The sequence below is a fragment of the Prosthecobacter sp. genome (assembly GCF_014879935.1).
Classification (GTDB): domain Bacteria; phylum Verrucomicrobiota; class Verrucomicrobiia; order Verrucomicrobiales; family Verrucomicrobiaceae; genus Prosthecobacter.
This window is the reverse complement of the sequence record NZ_JACSRD010000232.1, coordinates 1-22263: the sequence shown is the minus strand read 5'-3', so window position 1 is coordinate 22263 and position 22263 is coordinate 1. Positions and strand designations below refer to the sequence as shown.

21 protein-coding genes are annotated in these 22263 nt (G+C 61.6%); 8 read left to right on the top strand and 13 right to left on the bottom strand.

Annotation, left to right across the window (positions count from 1 at the left end; translation table 11 throughout):
- The 9 genes from IAE77_RS26950 to IAE77_RS26910 all read right to left on the bottom strand — a co-directional run.
- The coding region (locus IAE77_RS26950) for an aldo/keto reductase (protein WP_294233614.1) at positions 1–853 on the bottom strand (853 nt) is incomplete at its 3' end.
- 37 nt (positions 854–890) lie between these two features.
- Complete coding sequence (locus IAE77_RS26945; RefSeq protein ID WP_294233611.1) at positions 891–1925, bottom strand: metallophosphoesterase; 1035 nt, start codon at positions 1923–1925, stop codon at positions 891–893.
- A complete protein-coding gene (eno, locus tag IAE77_RS26940; protein ID WP_294233609.1) occupies positions 1922–3208 on the bottom strand; it encodes a phosphopyruvate hydratase in 1287 nt (428 codons plus the stop codon). Before eno ends, IAE77_RS26945 begins: the two co-directional genes overlap by 4 nt.
- The gene (locus tag IAE77_RS26935) at positions 3205–4230 is read right to left on the bottom strand and encodes an aminoglycoside phosphotransferase family protein (protein WP_294233607.1); all 1026 of its coding nucleotides are present in this window, start codon (positions 4228–4230) and stop codon (positions 3205–3207) included. The genes eno and IAE77_RS26935 overlap by 4 nt, the downstream gene beginning before the upstream one ends.
- Positions 4231–4237: 7 nt before the next feature.
- On the bottom strand, positions 4238–5545 hold the full coding sequence (locus tag IAE77_RS26930; protein WP_294233605.1) for a hypothetical protein: 1308 nt from the start codon (positions 5543–5545) through the stop codon (positions 4238–4240).
- A 104-nt stretch (positions 5546–5649) separates the two neighbouring features.
- On the bottom strand, positions 5650–7389 hold the full coding sequence (locus IAE77_RS26925) for an exo-alpha-sialidase (protein WP_294233602.1): 1740 nt from the start codon (positions 7387–7389) through the stop codon (positions 5650–5652).
- A 25-nt stretch (positions 7390–7414) separates the two neighbouring features.
- Positions 7415–8230, bottom strand: a complete 816-nt coding sequence (locus tag IAE77_RS26920) for an aldolase/citrate lyase family protein (protein WP_294233601.1) — start codon at positions 8228–8230, stop codon at positions 7415–7417.
- A 39-nt stretch (positions 8231–8269) separates the two neighbouring features.
- Positions 8270–9379: a sialidase family protein gene (locus tag IAE77_RS26915; protein WP_294233598.1), complete on the bottom strand. Its 1110-nt coding sequence runs from the start codon at positions 9377–9379 to the stop codon at positions 8270–8272.
- An 11-nt stretch (positions 9380–9390) separates the two neighbouring features.
- Positions 9391–10152, bottom strand: a complete 762-nt coding sequence (locus IAE77_RS26910) for an RraA family protein (protein WP_294233596.1) — start codon at positions 10150–10152, stop codon at positions 9391–9393.
- 68 nt (positions 10153–10220) lie between these two features.
- Between IAE77_RS26910 and IAE77_RS26905 the strand changes: the two genes are divergently transcribed.
- Positions 10221–11306: a substrate-binding domain-containing protein gene (locus IAE77_RS26905; RefSeq protein WP_294233595.1), complete on the top strand. Its 1086-nt coding sequence runs from the start codon at positions 10221–10223 to the stop codon at positions 11304–11306.
- A gap of 48 nt (positions 11307–11354) precedes the next feature.
- Here IAE77_RS26905 and IAE77_RS26900 read toward each other — a convergent pair whose 3' ends face one another.
- Complete coding sequence (locus IAE77_RS26900) at positions 11355–12137, bottom strand: SDR family oxidoreductase (protein ID WP_294233593.1); 783 nt, start codon at positions 12135–12137, stop codon at positions 11355–11357.
- A 192-nt stretch (positions 12138–12329) separates the two neighbouring features.
- A complete protein-coding gene (locus IAE77_RS26895; RefSeq protein WP_294233590.1) occupies positions 12330–12557 on the bottom strand; it encodes a hypothetical protein in 228 nt (75 codons plus the stop codon).
- Between the two features lie 465 nt (positions 12558–13022).
- Here IAE77_RS26895 and IAE77_RS26890 point away from each other — a divergent pair, with 465 nt between their 5' ends.
- Both IAE77_RS26890 and IAE77_RS26885 read left to right on the top strand, forming a co-directional pair.
- Positions 13023–13598: an ISAs1 family transposase gene (locus tag IAE77_RS26890; RefSeq protein WP_294233588.1), complete on the top strand. Its 576-nt coding sequence runs from the start codon at positions 13023–13025 to the stop codon at positions 13596–13598.
- 70 nt (positions 13599–13668) lie between these two features.
- The gene (locus IAE77_RS26885; RefSeq protein ID WP_294233586.1) at positions 13669–14070 is read left to right on the top strand and encodes a transposase; all 402 of its coding nucleotides are present in this window, start codon (positions 13669–13671) and stop codon (positions 14068–14070) included.
- A 67-nt stretch (positions 14071–14137) separates the two neighbouring features.
- Here IAE77_RS26885 and purB read toward each other — a convergent pair whose 3' ends face one another.
- On the bottom strand, positions 14138–15565 hold the full coding sequence (gene purB / locus IAE77_RS26880; protein WP_294233583.1) for an adenylosuccinate lyase: 1428 nt from the start codon (positions 15563–15565) through the stop codon (positions 14138–14140).
- A 371-nt stretch (positions 15566–15936) separates the two neighbouring features.
- Here purB and IAE77_RS26875 point away from each other — a divergent pair, with 371 nt between their 5' ends.
- Complete coding sequence (locus IAE77_RS26875; RefSeq protein WP_294233581.1) at positions 15937–16503, top strand: response regulator; 567 nt, start codon at positions 15937–15939, stop codon at positions 16501–16503.
- Between the two features lie 102 nt (positions 16504–16605).
- Here IAE77_RS26875 and IAE77_RS26870 read toward each other — a convergent pair whose 3' ends face one another.
- The gene (locus tag IAE77_RS26870; RefSeq protein ID WP_294233579.1) at positions 16606–17523 is read right to left on the bottom strand and encodes an amidohydrolase family protein; all 918 of its coding nucleotides are present in this window, start codon (positions 17521–17523) and stop codon (positions 16606–16608) included.
- 87 nt (positions 17524–17610) lie between these two features.
- On the opposite strand from IAE77_RS26870, the gene IAE77_RS26865 reads away from it, so the two are divergent.
- The 4 genes from IAE77_RS26865 (at position 17611) to IAE77_RS26850 (ending at position 22173) form a co-directional block, all read left to right on the top strand.
- Positions 17611–18201, top strand: coding sequence for a TIGR00730 family Rossman fold protein (locus IAE77_RS26865; RefSeq protein WP_345781024.1), 591 nt, complete (start codon positions 17611–17613; stop codon positions 18199–18201).
- A gap of 731 nt (positions 18202–18932) precedes the next feature.
- Positions 18933–19943: an NAD(P)-dependent alcohol dehydrogenase gene (locus tag IAE77_RS26860; protein WP_294233574.1), complete on the top strand. Its 1011-nt coding sequence runs from the start codon at positions 18933–18935 to the stop codon at positions 19941–19943.
- 33 nt (positions 19944–19976) lie between these two features.
- Positions 19977–21698, top strand: a complete 1722-nt coding sequence (locus IAE77_RS26855; protein WP_294233571.1) for an arylsulfatase — start codon at positions 19977–19979, stop codon at positions 21696–21698.
- Between the two features lie 34 nt (positions 21699–21732).
- Positions 21733–22173, top strand: coding sequence for a hypothetical protein (locus IAE77_RS26850; protein ID WP_294233568.1), 441 nt, complete (start codon positions 21733–21735; stop codon positions 22171–22173).
- Positions 22174–22263 lie beyond the last annotated feature (90 nt).

Below are 22263 nucleotides of genomic sequence, written 5' to 3'. Positions count from 1 at the left end.
ATCCGTTATCCAACCCGTGAGTACAACTTCTTTCTCTCGCCTTTTGAGGTTTTAAAACACTGCCTAGAGCGGCGAAGGCCTGATCGAGATGCGCAGGCGTGCGACCGCCGACAAGCACCGTGTCGATGCCCGGCTGATGCAAAGCCCACGCCAGCGCGAGATGCGCCTGCGAGTGCCCGGCGCGCTTCGCGATGGCCTCGAGCCGTGCGAGGCGCTGATAGGCCATGTCATGAAAATAGACCTGCTGATGGCCGGGGATGATTTCGAAGCGTGAACCGGCCTGAACGCCGTTTTGATGCTTCCCTGTCAAAAAACCGGCTCCGAGCGGGCTGTAGGTCACGATGGCGATGTCGTTCGCGGCGCAGTAGTCGCGCAAAGCCTCGGTGATATCGCGGACAGCGAGGTTGTGGTTGTTTTGAATGACGCGGAAGCGCGGGCCGAGGGCGCGGAGTTGATCGAGCGTGACATTGCTGGCTCCGAATCGCTTCACGGGCAGCTTTTCGAGCGCGGCGGCAGCTTGCAGCGCGGTGTCGTGCCACTGATGCAGGTAAAGCAGGTCGATTTGCTCGACACCGAGGCGTCGCAAACTGTCCGTGATGTCAATTCGGTCATACGGCGGCAGGATCTTCGTGGCGATGGTGATGCCTTCCGGCTTTCGCGAAGCCAGCCACTTCCCGAGGATCTTTTCGGAGGCTCCACCGCCATAGGCCGAGGCGGTGTCGAAATGCGTGACGCCGCGTGCGAAGGCGTGATCGAGCAACGCAAAGGAAGCGGCTTCGTCAATCTCACGACCAAAGGTCACGCAGCCGAGGCCGATGCGGGGAAGAGATGAAGGTTGGCCTACGGAAGACACGGAACAGACGGAAGGAGGGGGATGGCGGAGTGTGCGGCTATTTGGCAGCGGGTCTCATCTCATACGGCAACGAGAACTGATGATGCTCGCGTTCCTTTTTGTGGGGCATGGTTTCGATGAGTTCGTGGTTGGTGGTGTCCCAGGTGAGGACATCGACGCGGTTTTCGGCGGGGAGGAAGCGCATGAGGCGGAGGCCGCCTTTGGACATGTAGTCGGAGAGGAGGGCGTGGACGGTGTTGCCGTGGTCTCCGGTGTCGGTGCGGCGGAGGGTGGTGACGCGGCTTTGGTCGCCGCTGAGGATGAAGGCGAGGTTGGCGTGCTTGCGGAAGAGCTTGTTCCAAAGCTGCTCGCCGCTGTTGCCGCGTGCGCCGTGGATTTTGATCCAGCGCATGCGGCCTTGCGGATCGGCGTGGTAGCCTTCGGTGGCCTTCGGCTTGTCGATGACACCAAGGTCCATGTGCGTGGTGACGATGGCGCGGCGTTTGGCGTGCTGGGTGAGCATTTGAGAGGCCCACGCGAGCACGTCGTCGGGTGCGTTGCACTCCAGACTGAGGTGGATGAAGTCGAGACCGCCAGCGCTGAAGAGCTGGGCGCTGTTCACGTTGTTTGCAGAGACGTTTTGGTCGGCGCGGTCGTGCTTGTAGCTGCCGAGATACCAGGGATAGGCTTTGAAGCTCGCGGCGGGGAAGGTTTGCTGAAACAAATGCGCGTCTCCTTTGCTGGACATGTCGTGATTGCCGACGGTGAGGCTGAAAGGCACGACACCGCGCAATTGATCGAGATGCTGCTTCGCGATGACCCACTCGGCCTCGCGGTCTTTTTCGACGATGTCGCCGACGTGGGTGACGAAAACGATGTTTTGGTCGTCGCGATGCTCGCGGATGAATTTCACATGGTTTTCGAGCCACGGGTTCGTGACCGGATTCGTGCTCTTCGGCTCGATTTTGGTGCCGAGGCCGAGATAGCCCTGTGAATCGGGGATGACGACGACAGTGAAGGCTCCAGCGGGCAGCGGTGGAAGCTCCGCAGCACTGGTGTGAGCAGCGACGAGGAGGAAAAGAAGCGTCTTCATGGGAGCTGGATGCCTGCGCTGGAAAAAATGCCCGCGCCGATGAAGCGGGCGCGATCGCCGAGGTGGCGCTGGATGCGGAGGACTTCGTTCCATTTGGCCATGCGCTCGCTGCGGCTGAAGGAGCCGACTTTGAGCTGTCCGGCATTCGTGGCGACGGCGAGGTGGGCGATGAAGGCATCCTCCGTCTCGCCCGAGCGGGCGGAGACGACGGGCAACCAGCCGGCGGCCTGCGTGCGGCGGATGGCGGCGAGGGTTTCGGTGACGGTGCCGATCTGGTTGAGCTTGATGAGCACGGAGTTGGCGGTGTTCGCGGCGATGCCGCGCTCGATGCGGGTGAGATTCGTGGTGAAATGATCGTCGCCGATGAGCTGGCAGCGGTGGCCGATGGCCTGTCGCACGAGTTTCCAGCCCTCCCAATCGTCCTCCGCCATCGGGTCCTCGATGGAGACGATGGGATAGCGTTCGATCCAGTCGATCATGAGCTGCGCAAACTCGTCCGTGGAGAAGCGGCGCTGCTCCAAACCGAGTGTGTAGAAGCCGTCGCGATACAAATCGGTGGCCGCAATGTCGAGCGAGATGCCGACCTCCCGCCCCGGTGTGTAGCCCGCGAGCTCGATGGCGGCGATCAAAGCGTCGAAGACGTCCTCGTTGCGATCAAACACGGGCCAGTAGCCGCCTTCATCGGCAACCCCGGCGAGTGTGCCGCGCCGTTTCATGATGTCGGCGGCGGCGTGGAAGACGTTCGCGGTGACTTCGAGGGTCTCGTCATAGGTTTGGGCCGTGAGCGCCATGATCATGAAGTCCTGAATGTCGATGCGACCCTGCGCGTGCTTGCCTCCGCCGAAGATCTGGATCTCCGGCAGCGGCAGCAGCGTGCCCTCGCCCAGCGAGGCGAAGAGCGGCACGCGTTTCGCATTCGCCGCAGCCTGCGCGACGGCCATCGAGGTGCCGAGGATGGCATTCGCGCCGAGTCGTGATTTGCCCGGCGTGCCGTCTAGAGCGATCAGAGCCTCATCGAGGCCGGTTTGATCGAACACATCGCGGCCGATGACCTCGCGGGCGATTTCGCCTTTCACATGCGAGAGGGCTTTGAAGACCGATTTGCCACGAAAGCGGCTTTCATCGCCATCGCGAAGCTCCAAAGCCTCGTGATGACCGGTGGAAGCTCCGGAAGGCACGAGACCGTGGCCTGTGGTGCCATCCTCCAGCGTCGCGATGACCTCGACGGTGGGATTGCCACGGCTGTCGAAGATTTGAAGGACGTCGAGGGAGGTGATTTTCATATCCAGGAGGCGGTAAGCGCGGCAAGCGACGGCGGATGGGGTAGATGCGTGAGAACGAAGCGCGTGACGCGGGCTTTCTGCGGCTCGCTGAGGTATTCGACGGGCGATTTGCCATGCACGCGGGCGAGCAAGAGGCAGAGGAGGAGCTTCACGGTACGTTCTTCGAGCGCGACAGCGTCTTGGAGTGCTCCAGCCCTCTGGAGCTTTTCGCAGTCCAATGGGCGCTCGAAAGCGCCGGAGGACCGGCACACTCCAGGACGCTCACGCGACGTTTCGAAGGCATTCAGATACGCGGACCAAAATGCTGGCACGAGCGAGATGGCATGCGGATGCAGCAGGGCCTTCAAGTGCAAATGGGTGAGCATGAAAGCCGTGTCGAAGACGGGATCGCCAAACCAAGCGCATTCAGCATCGAGCACGATGAGGCGCTGCGGGCCGACGAGGAGGTTTTTCGGACTGTAGTCGCCATGAACGAGGGCGAGCTGTGTTTCGGCGAGTCGTGCGGCTTCAGCGCGGAGGATGGGCGCGACTTCAGGGACACGTTCGGCTGTTTTGAGCAGGTAGGGCTCGATACGCAGCGCGTGGAAGTTCGGCAGCGTGTTGAATCGTGCGCGTGCGGCATTATCAAGCCATGAGGCGGCATGCAGGCGGCCCAAAACATCGCCAGCGAGCTTCGCAGTGTTTTCATCGGCCTCACCAGTGATGAGCTTGGTTTTCCAGTTCGGCAGCTCTCCGAGGTATTCCATGGCGAACCAGCCATCGCCGCGACCGAGGATGCCCGGCACATGCGCTGGGATGATGGGCGCGGCGTAGTCAAAGAAGTCCTGCTCCACGCGGTTGCGTGAGACATCGGCGAACCAATCGTCTTTGACGCGAAGCTTCTCGAGCGCGGCTTTGACGACGAGCGTGCCGGATGAGGACTCAACGAGGGAGATGTCGCTCGACACGCCACCGGGCAAGGGCGTGAGGCGGGCATCGGCGGCGGCGAGACCGGATTGAATGAGATGCGCGAGAAGCTGCATGCGCGGATCACTTGAGCAGCTTCGCGATCGTGTCCTTCATCATCCTTTCCGAATCCGGAGCCGCGTAGGCCTGCGAAGGCTCGTAGCCGCCTTCGATGAAGGAATGCTCGAGTGGAATGTAGCCCGTGACACCATCGCCATAGCTGGCGGTGCAGACGAAACCGCCAGGGCGCTGCTGCTGCGCGAAGAGTTGATACTCGACGAAGCTTTCGCCGGGCAAATGAACGAGGCAGACGTCATCGCCGAGATGGAGGCTGGTGAAGGGAATGGGCTCGCGATGGCGGATGAAGCCGAGTCGCAAGGCGGCGGTGATGCGCGTGGTGGGCCGCGTTTCGGTGTTTTGGAGCACTTTGAGCATGCGCTCCTCGGGGAACTCGGGATCGGGCGGCAAAACGACCGGCGCATGCTTCCAAGCGAGTTTGGTGAGTGGGATGCGCTTGGCGTTTTGCTCCGATTCGACCATGGCGGCGTGAATGCGACCTGCGAGCAGGGGGCGCATCGGCGGTGTGCCGTCATTGTATTTGCCGGCGCCGATATTTCCGCCGCAGCCAGTGAAGTAGATGTGCGGCACGCCATCCTCCTGCATGCGCTTTTCACGAGCGATACCGGCGAAGTCGTGGCTCACAATGCCGTCGCCGTAGTAGCTCATCGGGTGTGTGGCGTAGTAGTGCAGCGCGGCGAGTTTCTTGTCGCCGTTCCAAAAGCTCACGGTCTTCAAAAACGGGTCGATGAGGCCTTCGGGCAGTGCCCGCAGCTCCGGGTCTTTGCTGCCGCTGCCGCGCATTTTGCCGACTTTGCCGTCGATGACCTGCACGCGACGATTTCCGGCCACTTCGAGCACTTTGGCCTCACCGGTCGAAATGTGCGTGACGGGCTGCGGAGTCTTCAAAGCGGCTTTGATGGCCTCGGCGACGACTTGGAGCGCTTTTTCGGTCGCGGCGGCATCGAGGATGCCGATTTCGGGCAGGAGCTTCTGCACCGCGTTGTCCACGAGCGGCGCGTTGTGTTGATGCAGCGAGTGCAAGGCAACGCGTTCGGGCGTGGTGGCGGCGGCTTGGGCCAAAACCTCGCGCCAGTGGATGTGATCGGCACCGCGGATCTCGCAGAAGTCGATGGCGCAGAGCACGACGGGCTTTTCGTCGCTCAAGAGCACCACGCCGAGCGCCAGCAGCGGCTCGCTGACGCCGACGGCCGGTTTGACGAGTCCGCCGCATAGCGGTGCACCGACGGGCGGCGTGACATCGGCACGAAACGGCGCGATTTGGACTGCGAGGGCGGAGACGGAGGTGAGGAGGACAAGCAGCAGCGCTTTCATGATGTCGAATACGCGAAGCGCTCCGTACGTTGTTCACGCTTTAGCGTGTTGATCGCCCTCGCACGCTAAAGCGTGAACAACGTACTCAGAAGCGCCCATCCGCATCAGCGCAACTGGCTTCGAATCACGGGAAGAAGGAGCTCCGCGACGAGTTCGTGGCCGAGGTCGCCGGGGTGCATGCCGTCGGTGAGCATATCGGTGATGAAGGTCTTCTTTTTCGCGGCGAAGGTGGGATAGGCGGCGTGGACATCGATGAGGGGCACGTTCAGCTCTTTGGCGAGGTCACGAAGAGCGTCGTTGTAGGCGAGCAACGTGGCGGATTCGAAGCCGTCCTCGGCATCGGGCTTGTAGGGAGGCTTGCCGTAGAGTTCGCGGGTCTTCGAGTGCCAGCGGAGCGGGTTGGTGGTCATGAGGATGACTTTGGCGCCGGCTTTTTGGGTGGCGGCGATCATACGGCGGTAGTTGGCGATGAAGGCCTCCTTGCTCACGCGAGGTTCGGTGGCAGGCGGTTTCTTCCAGACGTCGATGGCGCAATCGTTGAGGCCGAATTGCATGACGACGATGCGCGGCTTGTAGGCGAGCACGTCGGTTTGCAGGCGTTTGACGGCCTGCGTGGTGGTGTTGCTGGGGACGCCGGCGTTGTAAACGCTGAGGCTGGAGCCGATGCTCTGGAGCATCGTGTTCACACGGTCGGCATACACTTTGACGCTGCCGCGAGGCGCGGTGGTGCTGTCGCCAAACATGAAGATGCCGCCGGGCTTCGGCACGGACTTCGGCGGTGGCACGAAGACGGGAATTTCGCCGGTGGCGAGGTCGGCGGTGCTCACTTTCATGCGCAGGCCGCCCTGCATGGTGGTGATCCAGAGCTCGCCGGGTTGGCGCTCGTATAAATAAGGATATGAGACGCGGCCTCCAGGTGCGTAGTTCGCGGCGACGATGACGGGTTTGCTCCATGAGGCCGTTTCATCGCTGGAAAAGGCGAGCGAGAGCTCGGCGCGACTGCTGCCGTTGCTTGGACTGTGGCGCGGCGGGGCATTCCAGAGCAACGCGATGCGACCATCGGCGAGGCGGGCCATTTGCGGGCAGCAGGTGACGGATTTGATCGCGGTTTGCTTGAGGCCGGACCACTTGAGGCCGTCTTTGGAGGTCGCTTCCCAAAGGAAACCGGACTCGGTGCGGAGCAGAAGATACAGCGAGCCATCCGTACGCTCGATGACGCTGCCTTCGATGCTGCCGGCGTGATCGTGCTCGCCGATGCCGTAGTCGAGCACATCGCCGCGTTGCCATGATTTGCCGAGATCATCGGAGGCCCACATAACGGTGGCGTGACGCCACTGCGGGATGATTTCCTGACCGACGAGCACGAGGCGGCCGCTTTTCATCTGGATGAGCGAGTGAATGCAGCCGCACCATGGATCGCTGAGCTTCACAGGTGCTTCCCACGTTTTGCCATCATCGGTGCTGCGGCAGGTGTAGGTGGGCAAGATGAAGTCGGTCCACTTCGCTCTCGACTCGCCCCAGTGCCAGCCGGGCGGTGTTTTGCGCTCCGCGCCGTTCATCCATGCGGAGATGATGACACCCTCGCGAGTGCGCAAAAGAGCCCGCTCGTTGCTCACATTGAACTTCTGTGGATCTGCGAAGAGCGGCGACGTGGCCCACGTGCGGCCTTCATCGGTGCTGCGAAGGGCGTTTTTGTTGTCGATGCACAGCACGCCGCCGTCTGCGGTGGTTACGAAGGGGCCTTGATGCGTGTGCGGGAGCGCGGAGGCCTTCGGATGAAGCGTGGGGTTGTCCGCGGCAGTTGCACTGCTGACGAGGAGGAGGGCTGTGAGCAGTGTCTTCATGATGTTTGGGGTGATGGTGAAACCCTCAGTAGCTTTTGCCATCGAGCGCTTTCTTCGGAGTTCCGGTGACCCCGACGATCTGGTCAAAATCTGCCGCACAGGCACTGAGGTGGGCATGCAGGGCACCAAACTCGCTGCCGTGGACAACAAATTGAGCGCCGAGGTCAATGATGGTCTTGGCATCGGCAGCGCTGCCGACAGGACGTCCCCAGGTTTTGCCATGTTTGCGGCAGGCGGCGGCGATCTTCTTCTGCACGTCGAGCATGACCGGATCATTGACTCCCGGCGTGCAACCCAGGCGCAGGGACATGTCGCCCGGGCCGAGGAACAACACATCCACGCCGGGCACTGCGGCAATGGACTCGGCACTTTCGAGCGCCTGCGGCGTTTCGATTTGAACAACGAGGCAGGTTTCACGGTTCGCGGCGTCCGTGTAATCGGCGGGCTTGCCGATCCAGTAGTCGGCATCGCGTCCACCGCCGCAAAAGCCGCGGTCGCCGAGCGGCGGGAATTTCATCGCGTTGACCAGCGCACGAGCTTCATCAGCCGTTGCGACGTGTGGGATCATCAGACCTGCAGCCCCATCTTCGAGCAGGCGATAAAGGCTGTTCTTCTCCTTGGTCACTGCACGCCAGATGCAGTCGATGTCGGCGGCATGGTGGCGCCCGAGCATCGTTTCGGCCTCCCGCGGATCCCACACGCGGTGCTCGGCATCCAGCCAGATGCCGTCGTAGTGGAAGTGAGCCGCAAGGGCTGGAAAGAAGGCGATGGGCGAGCCGGTGCAGCAGATGCGGGCCACTTTGCCGGCGCGGATTTTGGCAAGGACTTTGGAACGACGCATGAAGGTGGGAAATGTGGAATACGGTGGGAACTGAGGCACTCAGGGCTGTTTCAGCCAGTCGAGCGTGATGCGGCGGATGCGCAGGCGGTTGAGAGCACCGACTTTGCTGTCGCCAGCGCAGTAGCCGATGAGCAGGGCGTCGCCGACGAAATGGATCGCGGTGTAATGATAAAGGCCGTCGGGATCGCTTTCGATCAGCTTGCGCTGCGGCCAGGTTTTCCCGCCATCGCTGGAAAGGGCGGCGACGAAGGGATTGCGCTTCTTGGGCGGGAACGGAAACATGCCCGAGTGATCGTTGTAGATGGCGAGGAGATCGCTGCTGCCAGGCAGGCGCTTGATGCTGGCGGGGCCATTGGGTGATTTCAGTTCCGTGGGCTCGGGCGCAGAGAATGTTTTCGCGGCATCAGCGGATCGAAAGCCATACTGCCCCCCGTTGCTCGTTCGGCACCAGGAGAAGATCGAGCCATCGGCACACTCGACCACACCAGGTTCCTGCAAACCGCTGCCACTGGGCACGGGCATGGCCCACCACGACGATGATTCGGTCCAGGTGGCTCCTTCGTCATCCGAATAGAGCCACATGGCGATGGCACGGGCGTCGAAGGACTTGCTGGAGTGCGGGTCGCTGCCACGTGAGCGGTGAAAGGCGAGCGGGACGATGAGGCGGCCTTTGCTGGTCTGGATGACGCGATCGTTGTTCAACACGAAGTAGCCGGGGGCTTGCTGGATCAGCTTGGCATCACTCCATGTCTCGCCCTCATCGGTGGAAACGCGCATGTGGGGCCGGCAATCGAGCCAGCTGTTCTTCAGGCAGTAAAACATGGCCAGTTTGCCACTGGCGAGACGCAGCAGCGAGACGCTCATGACGTTGTTGCCACCGGTGTTCTCCACCACGGTGACAGGATCACTCCAGGTGCGGCCTTGGTCATCGGAATGGATCCGAACAAGGCGTGCCGGGCTTTCGTCCGCCGCGCCGCCATAGAACTGCGAGTAGATGAAGATGATGCGGCCTGATTTCAACGTGGCGAAGGAGCCCTCGGAGTTGCGCGGATGCTCCTTGGACGGCTCGACGTTGAGAGTGATGACGCTTTCAACCGCCAGAGCGGCCGAGGCGAAGGCGACGAGGAGAAGTGGAGAGAGGTGACGCATAAACTTGTCGATCACCACTCACCCGCGCGGCTGAACTTGGCTTTCACATTGGCACTGAACTGGACGATGGAGGCTTCCAGACTGGCCAGCAGCTCGTTCGTGCTGCGTCCGGCACTGTCACGGGCGGCGGGGATGACGGTCTGGCATTCGTTGCTATCCATGAAGCGAGCGGCGTCGAGGAGTTTCGACTGATCTTCGGGCGGAATGACGAGGAAACCGTGATTGTCAGCGTGAATGAGGTCACCGGGCGACACCTTGCGGCCGAACACCTCGACTTCGCAGTTCCAGCGCACCGGGTGGACATGCGCGTGGCCGACGCAGAGGCGGCGGGCGAGCGCCTTGAAACCGGCGTTGGCCATTTCATCGAGATCGCGGATCGCGCCATCCGTGATGGTCCCGACGCAGCCGAGAGCACGAAACATGTTCGCGCTGACCTCACCCCAAGCGGAGCCGAGCACGCGGGGTTTGTCGAGGTCCTGCACCACGACGATCTTCGGACCGGGAATGCTGGCGATGTAGCGACGCAGTTCCTCTCCGGCCTTCGGATTGGTCTGGCGATGCGAAGCGTTGGACGGTTCGATGACGAGCGTGACCGCGTAGCCGACCATCGGGCCCATCTGCGGCATGAAATCACGCGTTTCCTCGATGTTGAAGGCATCCGCGCCGGCATTGAGTTTCGTGATCTGCTCCCAGCCGTTGTAGATCGTGGGTGTGTTCCAGCGTTTGAGCTGCAGGAGGTCGGCGTGCGTCAGAGGACGATGAGAATCTGGCATGACTCGCGAAAGTGGCTTTTCAAACGAGCCGCACCAACGCTATGCTGCTGGCACGTTCCGCGAACCAGATGGCACACACACCTCCTTCCGCCCCGAAACCGCCGCAGCGCATCTCGCTGGTGAGCCTGACGGCGCAAAGCCTGCTCGAAGCCATGGAATCCGGCCACTGGCAGGGACATCTGCCCGGCGAACGCGAACTGTGCGCACGACTCCAGGTCAGCCGCCACACCTTGCGTGCCGCGCTGGCCGAACTGCAGCGCGATGGGCTCCTACAGGTGAGCGAGCGACAGCGCAGGCGCATTCAATTGAAGAAGGCCACGCCAAAGACGGCCGATTCCCGCATCATCGCGATCCTGTCGTCGCGTCCGCTGACGGCCATGTCGCCATCGGCCGTGGTCATGGTGGACGAATTGCGCGATCAGCTCTCCCGAGCCGGATTCACGCTGGAAATGCACGTGGCACCCGCGTGCTTCACGGCCAAACCAGCCCGGGCGCTGGAGGCCCTGACCGAGCGGTCGCCTGCGGCCGCGTGGATTCTGTTCAGCTCGCTGGAGCCGATGCAGAGCTGGTTCATCCGGCGGCAGTTGCCATGTTTGGTGGTGGGATCGAGCCCGCAAGGAATCACGCTGCCTTCGATCGACACGGACTATCGTGCGCTGTGTCGGCATGCCGGGGCGATGCTTCAACGCAAAGGGCACAAGCACATCGCCCTGATCCGGCCGGAAGGTGACTTCGGCGGCGACCTCGACAGTGAAAGCGGCCTGCTCGAAGCCCTTCAGGGAGGCGGATCGGCGAAATTGCAGGTGCTGCGACACAACGGCACCCCCGAGCACCTCTGCACCCTCCTTGAAAAAGCGCTGCGCATGCCCGCCCCGCCCACGGCATGCGTGATCGCCCGCGGCATGCATGTGCTCACCGTGATGATGTTCCTGCTGCGCCAGGGAAGACGCATCCCGCAGGACATGGCCGTGGTTTCCCGCGACGACGAGACGTTCCTCCAGCACACCGTGCCTGCGGTGACACGTTATGCATCCGACCCCACCCAGTTTGCCCGCAGCGTGTCCAAAGCGGCACGCCAACTGGCCGAAACGGGCGTTTTGCCACCGAAGGCGATCCGCCTGATGCCACAACTGGTGCGTGGGGAGACGGTTTGAAGAATGAGGAGTGGATGGAGCGTTCCGCGCCCGATTCGTCATTCCCAATCACCAGGAGGTCCAGCCGCCATCGACGGCGAGATTCTGGCCGGTGATGAAGGATGACGCCTCACTGAGCAGGAAGGCCACAGAACCGGCGATCTCTTCAGCCTGGCCGACACGGGCGAGGGGCACTTTTTGGGCGAGGCGCTGGACAAATTCCGGCTTCTCACGCTGGATGGCTGGATTGGGGAAAGGTCCGGGAGAGATCGAGTTCACGCGCACGTTTTGCGGACCAAAGTGGACCGCGAGATAGCGGGCCATCTGCTGAATCCCGGCTTTGCCGACGCCGTATTCGATGGGGTTCGGCGTCATGGGCGTTTCGTAGATGCGCGGATCGGGGGAGACGGTTCCATACATGCTGGAGAAGAGAACCATGCTCCCCCTGCCCTGTTCGGCCATGCGTTGTCCGACCACCCGGGAGAGAGCAAAGGTGGCCGTGAGGTTCCCGTGGTTCGCGTTATCGAAATCCTCCACACTCAGATCGTCAAAGCGCTTCGCCGTTGATGCATAGGTCATCACGACCAAGCCATGCGGCACACCGCGCGAGGCGATCTGGTCGCTCACAAAGGCATCCAGCGCCTTCGTGTCACTTGCATCCAGGGTGGCGGGAGTCACCTGCGCCTCCAATCGAGCCGCTGCGACCGCCGTGGCCGCGCGATCTCCCAGGTCCACGCATAGCACACGCGCCCCGAGGTTCACGAGGAGCGAAACGACCGACTGGCCGAGATAACCCGCCCCGCCAAACACCCAGATGTCACGTTGCGGGAGGTGAAAAGGAGAAGTTTCCATGGCCGCCGACTACAACCGCAGGGCGGTATGCGTCAACGCACCCCCGCTGGCATGCCCTTCAGACCACCAGCAGGCAGCAAACAAGCGCAACAGAGAGGTTTGCTCGATGACAGAAAACGAGGCCAAACGTCGCCCGTCCCATGCGAACGGGGACGTTGGAGCCGAGGCGGCGTTTTCGAGCGTGAAGCCGAATCACTTCGGTGTGTCCTTTTTCTTCACCGGATACTTGCCGGGCGCTTTCTCGAAGGTCTGCTGGCAACTGACGCAGCAGAAGGCAATGAAGGCACCCTCGGCGTTCTTGACGCGGTAGATGGGACGGGCGGCCTTGCCGTCCACCGGGCAGACGTCATTGATCGGCCATGCGGCGAAGACCGTGGCGGTGGCCAGACAGAGAAGAAGAGGAGCGAGCAGTGCTTTCATGAGATGGAGTCAGGTTGGAGTTCCGTGCGCGTTGCCCCATGAACGCAGGTGCCGGATGATCTCCTAGACCAAAGCAATTCATGCCCAAGGATGCGCAATGCCGGTGCAATCCGGTCCTACTTCTCCTCGATGTCCCAATACGAGAGCTGCGTGACTTGCCCAGGAGTGAATTCCCGGTTCCAGAGCTCCAAGTTGCCATTCTCTCCAAGCTTGTCCACCCGCACAGAGCCATCATTGCGTCCGACGATGATTCGACGACCTTCACGTGCCCTGCCTTTTCGGTTCCGTGACCGCTGTGCATATTTCCATAGCCACTGATGAGGGTATGGATGAAACCTTCACCCATCGTCCCATCGCCATCCATCATGCAAGACACAGAGCTGCAATCCATCCTGCCCGATGCTCGTGTTCTGGGACGTGTCCTGCATCTGCTGCCCGAAGTGCTGCTCACCGCCCTCTTGCGCCATGCTCAGCGACTGCGAAGACTTCACCGACATGGAGCACTTCGCCCGCTCCCAGCTCGACTGGTTGCGCCAGTTCACCCCGCTGCGCAACGGCCCGCCCTCCCACGATGTCTTCCGCAACGTCTTCCACGCACTCCAACCCGAGTTGCTGCTCGAAATCATGGAGCTGTGGGTCGGTGCGCTGGATGGCAGACAGGTCGCCATCGACGGCAAAGTCAGCCGGGGAACCAAAGACAGCACCACCGGGCGCAGCACCCTGCACATCCTGCGCGCGTGGGTCAGCGAAGCAGGCCTGAGCGTCGGTCACGAAGTCTGCGCCGAAAAGAGCAACGAACTCGAAGCCCTGCCGGGGCTCTTGGGCAAACTCCAGCTCCACGGAGCCACCGTGAGCATCGACGCCATGGGCGGCCATCCCGACATCGCCAAACTCATCCAGAGCCAAGGAGCCGACCACATCCTCGCGCTCAAAGCCAACGAGGAGGAACCGCACCAGGCCGTCATCGCCCGTTTTGAAAGCCTGCGCCAGCCCGTCGATGAAACCGCACCAGAGGCGGCTGGGCAGAGGTATGTGAGGTGAGCACCACGCGCGAGCAAAACCGCAGGCGCTACGAGCAGCGCGAAGTGGTGGTCGTGCGTGAGATGGACTGGTGGCCTCGCTCGTGGAAGTGGGCAGGCTTGCAAAGCATCATCTGCGTGCGGCGAGAGAGCATGCGGCAGCGTCACAGCGCGGAGACACCTGCGGTGGAAATGCACTACTACTCAGCAGCCGGAAGGCGAGCGCCGCCGAGCTGGGCCGCCTCATCCGCAATCACTGGTCGGTTGAGAACAAGTGCCACCACCTGCTGGATGTCACCTTCAGAGAGGACCACTGCCAAGTGCGCGACAAAACCGCCGCGCACAACCTGATGCTCCTGCGCGAACGCTCTGCCAAAGTGCTCCAGAACAGCCCGGTGAAAGGCTCCCTGCGCAGCAAACGCAAGCGCTGCGCTCACGATCCCGCCTTCAGGGCCGAAGTCACTCTTCCCATTTTCCACGGTTTTGGTGCGTAAGCCCTGCCACGAACCTAGAGGACTGGCGCACTCCAGGACGCTGCCGCGCTGACTCGTCACCGGGGCTTCACAAAATCACGCCCGGCTCATATGCAGCACCTTCCGGGTATTCCTTCGCGATGGCCTCCACGCGGGCGCAGAAGGCATCCACCTGCTCAGGCGCATCACCGGTGTTGTTTTTGCCGGCGGCGACGAGGCGCTGCATGTCGGCATCGGTGAGCGTGAGACGCTCATCGGCCACCAGACGGCCGAGAAGATCATTCTCGCGCACTTTGCCGGTGCGCATGTCTTTGGCCACCTGCACGGCGTGCTCCTTGATGACTTCGTGGGCTGTTTCGCGGCCTGCACCGGCTTTGACGGCCTCCATCATGACCGTGGTGGTCAGAAGGAACGGCAGGTAGCGCATGAGCTCCTGCTCGATGACGGACTCGAAGACCTCCATCTGGTTCAGGATGGTCAAGAAGGTCTCCAACAAGCCGTCGAGGGCGAGGAAGGCATCAGGAAGCATCACGCGGCGCACGACGGAGCAGGACACATCGCCCTCGTTCCATTGATCACCAGCGAGACCGGCAGCCATGGCGAGATAGCCCTTCAAAATGACATGCAGGCCGTTCACGCGTTCGCAGGAGCGGCTGTTCATCTTGTGAGGCATCGCGGAAGAGCCCACCTGGCCTTTGGCGAAGCCTTCGGAGGCCAGTTCATGCCCGGCCATGAGGCGCAGCGTGCGGACGAAACTGCCCGGACCACTCGCGACTTGGCAAAGCGAGCCGATGACCTGCATGTCGAGGCTGCGCGGATAAACCTGGCCCACGGCTCCAAAGGCCGCTGGCATGCCGAGATGGTGCAGGATGCGGTTTTCGAGCTCGGAGGCCTTCTTCGCGTCGCCGTTGAAGAGCGTGATTTGATCCAAACGAGTGCCGACAGCGCCTTTCAAGCCGCGAGCGGGATAGGTGGCGATCACGTTTTGCAGGTCGCCAAAGGCCAGCAGCGTCTCCTCGCCGAACATGGCAAGGCGTTTGCCGAGCGTGGTGGCCTGCGCGGCGACGTTGTGCGTGCGGGCGGTGAGGGGGATGTCACGCGTCTGCGCCGCACGGCGGGCGATGCCAGCGAGGACGGCCACCGTCTTGCGGCGGATTTCGAGCAAGGCGCGGAAGACCTGGAGCTGCTCGACATTCTCCGTGAGGTCGCGACTGGTCATGCCCTTGTGGATGTGCTCGTGCCCGGCGAGATCGCAAAATTCCTCGATGCGTGCTTTCACATCGTGCCGCGTCACGCGCTCGCGCTCCATGATGGAGGCCACGTTGATCTGGTCCTTCACCTTTTCGTAGGCCTCGATCACGCCGTCCGGCACGGGAATGCCGAGGTCGCGCTGGCCTTTGAGCACGGCGATCCAGTAATCGCGCTCCAGCCTCACTTTGCCCTCCGGCGACCAGAGGGCGCGCATGGGGGCGGTGGCGTAGCGTTCGGCGAGGACGTTGGGGATGGAGTCAGACATGGGGCGGAGCATCTAGGCCGGATGGCGGTTTTTGGCAAATCCAGAGCCGAGGGCAAATCTGAGCCGCGTGTGCACTCATTATAGTGGGCCGCCCCGATGCTCTAGAAAGGCGTCCACTGGCTCTATCAGGCTCGTTTTATTCTCCAAAGCTGTGAGATCAGCCCGTTTGTATGAAATTCTTCAGGATTTCCGAAGTTTTTCAACCAGTGATCATTTTCGGTTTGCAATTGTGACAAAGAATCGCAAATCTACCAATTATCTCCACAGGCGCTCTCTCCCACAGACTGATAAATCCTTTATAACGATGGAAATTATCAACTGAGCTTTTCTAATCCAACCCTTCCTCCCGACAAACTTTCTCCCCGCACACCATGGCTGACCTCAACGCGCCCGAACTCATGACAGTGAAGGAAACGGCGGAATACCTCCGCATCCCCCTTCCGACTGTCTATTACCTCGTCCAGCGCGGGCAATTGCCTGCGGTGCAGATCGGCGGCCGCTGGCGCATCAAGCGCAGCCTGCTCGACCGCGACGTCCTGCGCAAGGAAGACGAGGCTGGCCAGCCGACGGTGATGGTCGTGGATGACGACCCCGCGCTGCAGGCTCTCTTCAAGCAGTTCCTCAAGAAGGCAGGTTTTGGCCGTCTGGTGGTCGGCACTGGAGCGGAAGCCATCGCGATGGCGAAGAAGCAGAAGTTCGACTTCGTCTTCCTCGATTTGAAGCTCCCGGACGTTCCTGGCGATGAGGTTTATTCCCAGCTCAAGGCCCTCTACCCGGATCTCCCCATCGTGGTCATCACCGGCTACCCGGACAGCGAGATCCTCAGCCGCATCCTCGGCCATGGCCCTGTCACGGTGATCAAGAAGCCGATCGAATACGATCAGCTCAATCTCGCCGTGAAGCAGCTCGGCCACAAAGGTGCCGAAGCCGCCGCCTGATCGGGTTCTCTCCTTCCAGCCACACTTCCAAGACAAGCCCCGTCAGTGCTCCTGACGGGGCTTTTTTGTGGCCGGATGGCAGGCGCGTCCAGAAACAGACCTTCAAGAGAAGAACACCTTTTCCGCCGTGCCCCGCAGCATCCAGGCCTTGTCCTGATCGGAGAGGAAATCGAGGCGGTCCCGGATGAGGGCGATGGAGTCGTGGTAGTTGTGGCCTGGATCGACTTGGAAAGGGCAATCGCTGGCCCACATCACGCGCTGCGCCCCGAAAGCATCCCGCACCTGACGAATCAGCGGCCCCATATCGAGGTAAGGCGGCTTCTTGGCACCGAGCGCGTAGAATGCGGAGGCTTTGACGTGCGTCTTCGCGTGGCGGGCGAGGTGGAGCAGGTTTTTCACCTCGGCCTCCTTGATGCCGCCAGCCATGCCAACGCGGGCGAAATGGTCGATCACCACGCTGGTGTCGGGATACCACTCACACATCTTGTCGATGAGAGGCAACGTGTCAGGATTGATCAGCGGGCAGACGCTGGCCTTCAATTCAGCGGCCGTTTTCCACAGCGTCGCCATGCCCTGCGATCCGATCCAGGCCGAGAGGTTCTTTTCCCGTCCAGCGGAAATGCGGAAGCCCCGAACGCCCTGGGCGACGAGCTTTGTCATCGTCGCGGCCACGTCCGGCGCGTTTTCGTCCACGATCGCCACACCGCTGAAGACACCCGGATGCGCCCGCATGACATCGAGCATGTAGCGGTTGTCGGTCTGATAATAACTCATCTGGATCAGGACGACGCGGTTCACGCCTTCCGGGCGGCAATGCGCGAACAACTGCTCCGGCGTGAAACTGGGCGGACGCATGTCGCTGACGGCGTAGCCGCGTGCCAGGGGATATTTTTCCACGTCCGGCGTCCAGACATGGACATGGGCGTCGATCCAGTCCCCTTTCTTGAAGGACGGCAGCAGAGAACAGCCGGTCAGCGCGGCAGTGGAGGAGGCGAGGAAGGAGCGGCGGGAGAGATTCATGCGGGCGGAGGTTAGCGAATACGACAGGAACAGCGCAAGCCTTTGCACAGCCTCTGAAAACATCCATCATGCGCGCTCATGCCCCGACTGAGCCGAATCTGTGTCTATTGCGGTTCCAATCCTGGAAACAACCCCGCTCATCGCGCCGCCGCGTATGAACTGGGGGCCTTCCTCGCGTCAGCAGGCCACGGTCTCGTTTACGGCGGAGGGCATGTGGGGCTGATGGGCGCGGTGGCCGACGGGGCGCTATCCAAAGGCGGCGAAGTCATCGGCGTCATCCCGAAGTCGCTCATGGACAAGGAACTCGGCCACGGCGGCGTCACAGAACTGCGAGTCGTCGGCAGCATGCACGAGCGGAAGCAGATGATGGTGGATCTGAGCGATGGATTCATCGCTCTTCCAGGCGGTTTCGGCACGCTGGATGAGCTGTTTGAGACGCTGACCTGGCTGCAACTCGCGTTTCATGACAAACCAGTGGGCTTGCTCAATGTGGGCGGCTTTTTCGACGGGTTGATCGATTTCATCAGCCATATGAGCCAGAATGGCTTCCTGAAACCCGAACACGCCGCCTGCGTTCTGGTGCAAAGCACCCCGGCCGGCATCCTGGAGGCGATGAGCAGCTTCCGCCCGCCAGATCTGGGCAAATGGATCGAAAAATTGGCGGCTGGAGAGCGCTGAAATCGTGCTCAGGAAGGCGGGCTTCGGTGCATTTTGAAGTGTTCCACACGCCATGATGCGGAAATCAGGGGGGAAACTGAATTGTTCGCAATTTTTACCCGGGTGGAACAGAGTTTTTGACAGGTTGTTCACATCCCTGTGAGCCATTCTCAATCACGCGACCCTCCGGCACCCATTGAGCCGCAAAATAGTGGATTCCGCGAAGTCCCTAGACGGGAAACGCCGACCGTGGAACGCTTGTTTTTGCGCCGTGGAACACCGCCTCAGAAGTCTCTTCTGCGACTTTTTCGCCACAAAAAGCCGGTTTGAGGGGCACCCAAGGCTCAAACCGGCCGCAGTGGGAATGCCGGCCACAGCCAACGTAAATCGTTGTAAATCAACGCATTATATCATCTCCGAGGGCATGATCACGAGGTGGCCTCACGGACATCGAAGGCCTACCGGCAGCGCTAAATATTGATTTATGGCGTTTTCGGACCTCCCGGTCAATTTCCTACCGGGAGCCGTTTTCCCCACCATCGCCCGCCAATCAGAATTGAGATGCAGTTTCGCCAATTCGGATGCTGCGGATGTGCACAGTGCGACGCAGGCACCCCATGCATTCACGGTTTGTTCACACCCCTTGTTCGGAGGCAGCCAAAACGCGGAAATGCCTCTTAATCAAGCACTTCCACCCCATCTTCCAGCTTGTTGCCGGGGGCGCTCCCGCTAGCCTCTGCCCCAGTCCAGCCATGAAAGCCCACCAAATCACCGGAACCGACGGATTGAGCTCCCTCCAGATCGTGACGTTACCCCAACCGGAGCCGGGTCCGGGCGAGGTCTTGATCCGTGTCCGGGCGACCTGCCTGAACTATCGCGATTACATGAACGTCATGGGCATCAAAGGCGTCACCGGGCCGATTCCACGCATTCCCTGCTCCGACGGTGCTGGGGAGGTGGCCGCCGTGGGCGCAGGAGTTTCGACTTGGAAGCCTGGCGACCGCGTCGTCGTGCCGTTCATGCCGACCTGGCTGGAGGGCGAATTCAGCCAGTCCCATGCCTCCCAGGCGCTCGGAGGAGCGGTGGACGGCATGCTGCGGGAGTTTGTGGTGATGCCGGAGCAGAGTCTGCTGCGCGTGCCGGAGTACCTTTCGCTCGAAGAAGCCGCCACCCTGCCCTGTGCCGCCGTGACAGCCTGGGACGCGCTGCATGTGCGCGGTGGATTGAAAGCGGGCGAAACGGTGCTGGTGCTTGGGACCGGCGGCGTCTCCATCTTTGCCCTTCAGTTCGCGAAACTGGCCGGAGCACGGGTGCTGGCGACGACCAGCAGTGATGACAAAGCGCAGCGCCTGCTAGAACTGGGAGCGGACGCGGTCCACAACTACAAGACCGATCCTGCCTGGGAGGATTGGGCTCTGGAGCAGACCGGGAAGCGGGGCGTGGACAAAGTGATCGAAATCGGGGGTGCTGAAACGCTCAATCGTTCGCTCAAAGCGACGCGCTTTGGTGGTCACATCGCCCTGATCGGGGTCCTGACCGGCACGAGCGCCGAAATCCAGACCGTTCAGATCCTGCGCAAAGGGATCCGGCTGGATGGCATCTACGTCGGCTCGCGCGAGATGTTCGCGGCGATGCTGGCCGAGATCGAACGCACTAAACTGCACCCTGTCATCGACTCGACCTTCAACTTTGAACAAGCGCCCGAGGCCTTCAAACGCATCGAAAGCGGCCGGCACTTTGGCAAGATCGTGATTCGCGTGTGAGATCGGCGGGGAGCAGTCGTTTTGCGTCTCCCCATGCTCCACCGTCTCTCGTCTTCGCTTACCTTTTCGGCCATTCTCGGACTTTTGTCGCTGCTTCAGGCCGCGCAGCCGAACATCATCCTCATCATGTCGGATGACATGGGATTCTCCGACCTGGGCTGTTACGGTGGCGAGATCCAGACGCCGAATCTCGACAAACTGGCGAAAAATGGCGTGAGGTTGAGCCAGTTCTACAACACCGGCCGCTGCTGTCCCACGTGTGCATCGCTGCTGACGGGTTTGTATCCGCATCAGGCGGGCATCGGCCACATGATGGAGGATCGTGGCCACGATGGTTATCGGGGCGATTTGAACAACCGCAGCATCACCATCGCCCAGGCGCTGAAACCGGCGGGTTATCGCACTTACGCCGTTGGCAAATGGCATGTCACGAAACACGCGCGTCCCGAAGGACCGAAGCACAACTGGCCGCTGCATCGCGGCTTTGACCGTTTTTACGGCACGATCACTGGCGCGGGCAGCTTTTACGACCCCGGCACGCTGACTCGCGATGACGCGATGATCTCCCCCTTTGCCGATCCTGAATACAAGCCAGCGCAATACTATTACACGGACGCGATCACGGATCACGCCGTGCGGTTCATTGAAGAACACAACCGCGACCAGAAGGACAAGCCGTTCTTCCTCTACATGGCCTACACGGCGGCGCACTGGCCGATGCATGCGCTGGAGGAGGACGTGGCGAAGTATCGCGGCAAGTATGACGCGGGTTACGAGTCGGTGCGGCAGGCGCGGTTTCTGCGCATGAAGGGGATGGGGCTGATCGGCAAAAACGCGGAACTGAGCTCGTCGGTGGGCGACTGGACGGCCGTCGCGGACAAGGCGTGGGAAACACGCTGCATGGAGGTGTTTGCCGCGATGATCGACCGCATGGACCAGGGCATCGGCCGTGTGGTGGGCACGCTGGAGAAGCAAAAGCTGCTGGAGAACACGCTGATCCTCTTTTTGCAGGACAATGGCGGCTGCCAGGAAGGTGTCGGACGTCAGGCAAAGACGCCCGAATTCAACACCAAGACATTTCCGGTCATCGCACAGGATGCGATCCGGACCGATGTGATTCCGCGGCAGACTCGCGATGGCAAGGCCGTGCGCCAGGGCCAGGGCATCATGCCAGGCGGCCCGAACGACTACATCGCGTATGGCGAGGCGTGGGCGAACGTCTCGAACACGCCGCACCGTGAGTACAAGCACTTCGTTCACGAAGGTGGCATCTCCACGCCGCTCATCGCGCACTGGCCGGCTGCCATTCCCGCCAGCCAGCATGGAAAAATCGAGCATCAGACGGGTCATCTCGTCGATTTGATGGCCACTTGCGTCGATGTCGCAGGTGCGACGTATCCTGCCGAACTCAACGGCCAGCCGATTCAAAAAATGGAGGGCGTGAGCCTCGTCCCCGCCTTCCAAGGCAGGAACAATGGTGTGCGCTCCCTGTTCTGGGAGCATGAAGGCAACCGTGCGTATCGTTTCGGCCCGTGGAAGATCGTCTCGAAGGAAAACAAGCCGTGGGAGCTCTACAACATCGACCAGGACCGGGCGGAGCAGCACGACCAGGCCGCGAACGATCCGGAACGCGTGAAAAAGATGGCAGCGGAATGGGACGCCTGGGCCGCACGTGCGAATGTACTGCCAGTCGGTGCCTGGAAGGCGGCGGAGGCAGGCAAAAAGGGCGGCAAGAAGAAGGCGAAGCAGGATTGATTTGTGGAATGGGACCTGCTCATAATCAGCCACCATGAATTTACAGACGATCACGTCCGACGCCGCCACCCTGTCGCTCATCCTCCTGGTCGTGGCCGGACTGCTGTTGCTGTCGATGACACGCATCGTGTTCCTGCTGCGCACCAACACCCGGCTGCGGGAGAGCACGGCGACGATGGAACGGCAGATCTGCACGCAGCAGAGCGAGATCCTGGCCGCCCGCCGTGACTCCAACGCGTGGCGGGGCGAGATGCAGCGGGTGTTCGACGCCTTCCGTGCCGAGTTTTCAAAGCGGCTCGTCGAATCGGAGCAACGTCACCTGGACCTCACGAAACGACAGGAAATCATGAACCAGGCAGCCGCAGCCATTGTGCCTGCCGCCGCGCCCGAGGATGAATCAGCCGCGTTGCCGCCACCATCGGAGGCTGATTCTTCGGCAGCGATGCCGCCGGTGCCGGCGCTGTCGCTTTCGTGATTCAGAGTCGGCCGTGACGCAGGCGAACGTGAAGGAGTGTATCCGAGCAGGAGGCGGAGGCAAGACTCGTTTAGCTGGAGGCGCGTGGCG

Coding starts and splice junctions, on each gene's coding strand:
- purB (WP_294233583.1), bottom strand. CDS start 15,565: ATGTCTGACTCCATCCCCAACGTCCTCGCCGAACGCTACGCCACCGCC.
- IAE77_RS26945 (WP_294233611.1), bottom strand. CDS start 1,925: ATGAAGACGCTTCTTTTCCTCCTCGTCGCTGCTCACACCAGTGCTGCG.
- IAE77_RS26875 (WP_294233581.1), top strand. CDS start 15,937: ATGGCTGACCTCAACGCGCCCGAACTCATGACAGTGAAGGAAACGGCG.
- eno (WP_294233609.1), bottom strand. CDS start 3,208: ATGAAAATCACCTCCCTCGACGTCCTTCAAATCTTCGACAGCCGTGGC.
- IAE77_RS26895 (WP_294233590.1), bottom strand. CDS start 12,557: ATGAAAGCACTGCTCGCTCCTCTTCTTCTCTGTCTGGCCACCGCCACG.
- IAE77_RS26925 (WP_294233602.1), bottom strand. CDS start 7,389: ATGAAGACACTGCTCACAGCCCTCCTCCTCGTCAGCAGTGCAACTGCC.
- IAE77_RS26890 (WP_294233588.1), top strand. CDS start 13,023: ATGCTCAGCGACTGCGAAGACTTCACCGACATGGAGCACTTCGCCCGC.
- IAE77_RS26935 (WP_294233607.1), bottom strand. CDS start 4,230: ATGCAGCTTCTCGCGCATCTCATTCAATCCGGTCTCGCCGCCGCCGAT.
- IAE77_RS26915 (WP_294233598.1), bottom strand. CDS start 9,379: ATGCGTCACCTCTCTCCACTTCTCCTCGTCGCCTTCGCCTCGGCCGCT.
- IAE77_RS26870 (WP_294233579.1), bottom strand. CDS start 17,523: ATGAATCTCTCCCGCCGCTCCTTCCTCGCCTCCTCCACTGCCGCGCTG.
- IAE77_RS26905 (WP_294233595.1), top strand. CDS start 10,221: ATGGCACACACACCTCCTTCCGCCCCGAAACCGCCGCAGCGCATCTCG.
- IAE77_RS26855 (WP_294233571.1), top strand. CDS start 19,977: ATGCTCCACCGTCTCTCGTCTTCGCTTACCTTTTCGGCCATTCTCGGA.
- IAE77_RS26920 (WP_294233601.1), bottom strand. CDS start 8,230: ATGCGTCGTTCCAAAGTCCTTGCCAAAATCCGCGCCGGCAAAGTGGCC.
- IAE77_RS26900 (WP_294233593.1), bottom strand. CDS start 12,137: ATGGAAACTTCTCCTTTTCACCTCCCGCAACGTGACATCTGGGTGTTT.
- IAE77_RS26930 (WP_294233605.1), bottom strand. CDS start 5,545: ATGAAAGCGCTGCTGCTTGTCCTCCTCACCTCCGTCTCCGCCCTCGCA.
- IAE77_RS26910 (WP_294233596.1), bottom strand. CDS start 10,152: ATGCCAGATTCTCATCGTCCTCTGACGCACGCCGACCTCCTGCAGCTC.
- IAE77_RS26860 (WP_294233574.1), top strand. CDS start 18,933: ATGAAAGCCCACCAAATCACCGGAACCGACGGATTGAGCTCCCTCCAG.
- IAE77_RS26850 (WP_294233568.1), top strand. CDS start 21,733: ATGAATTTACAGACGATCACGTCCGACGCCGCCACCCTGTCGCTCATC.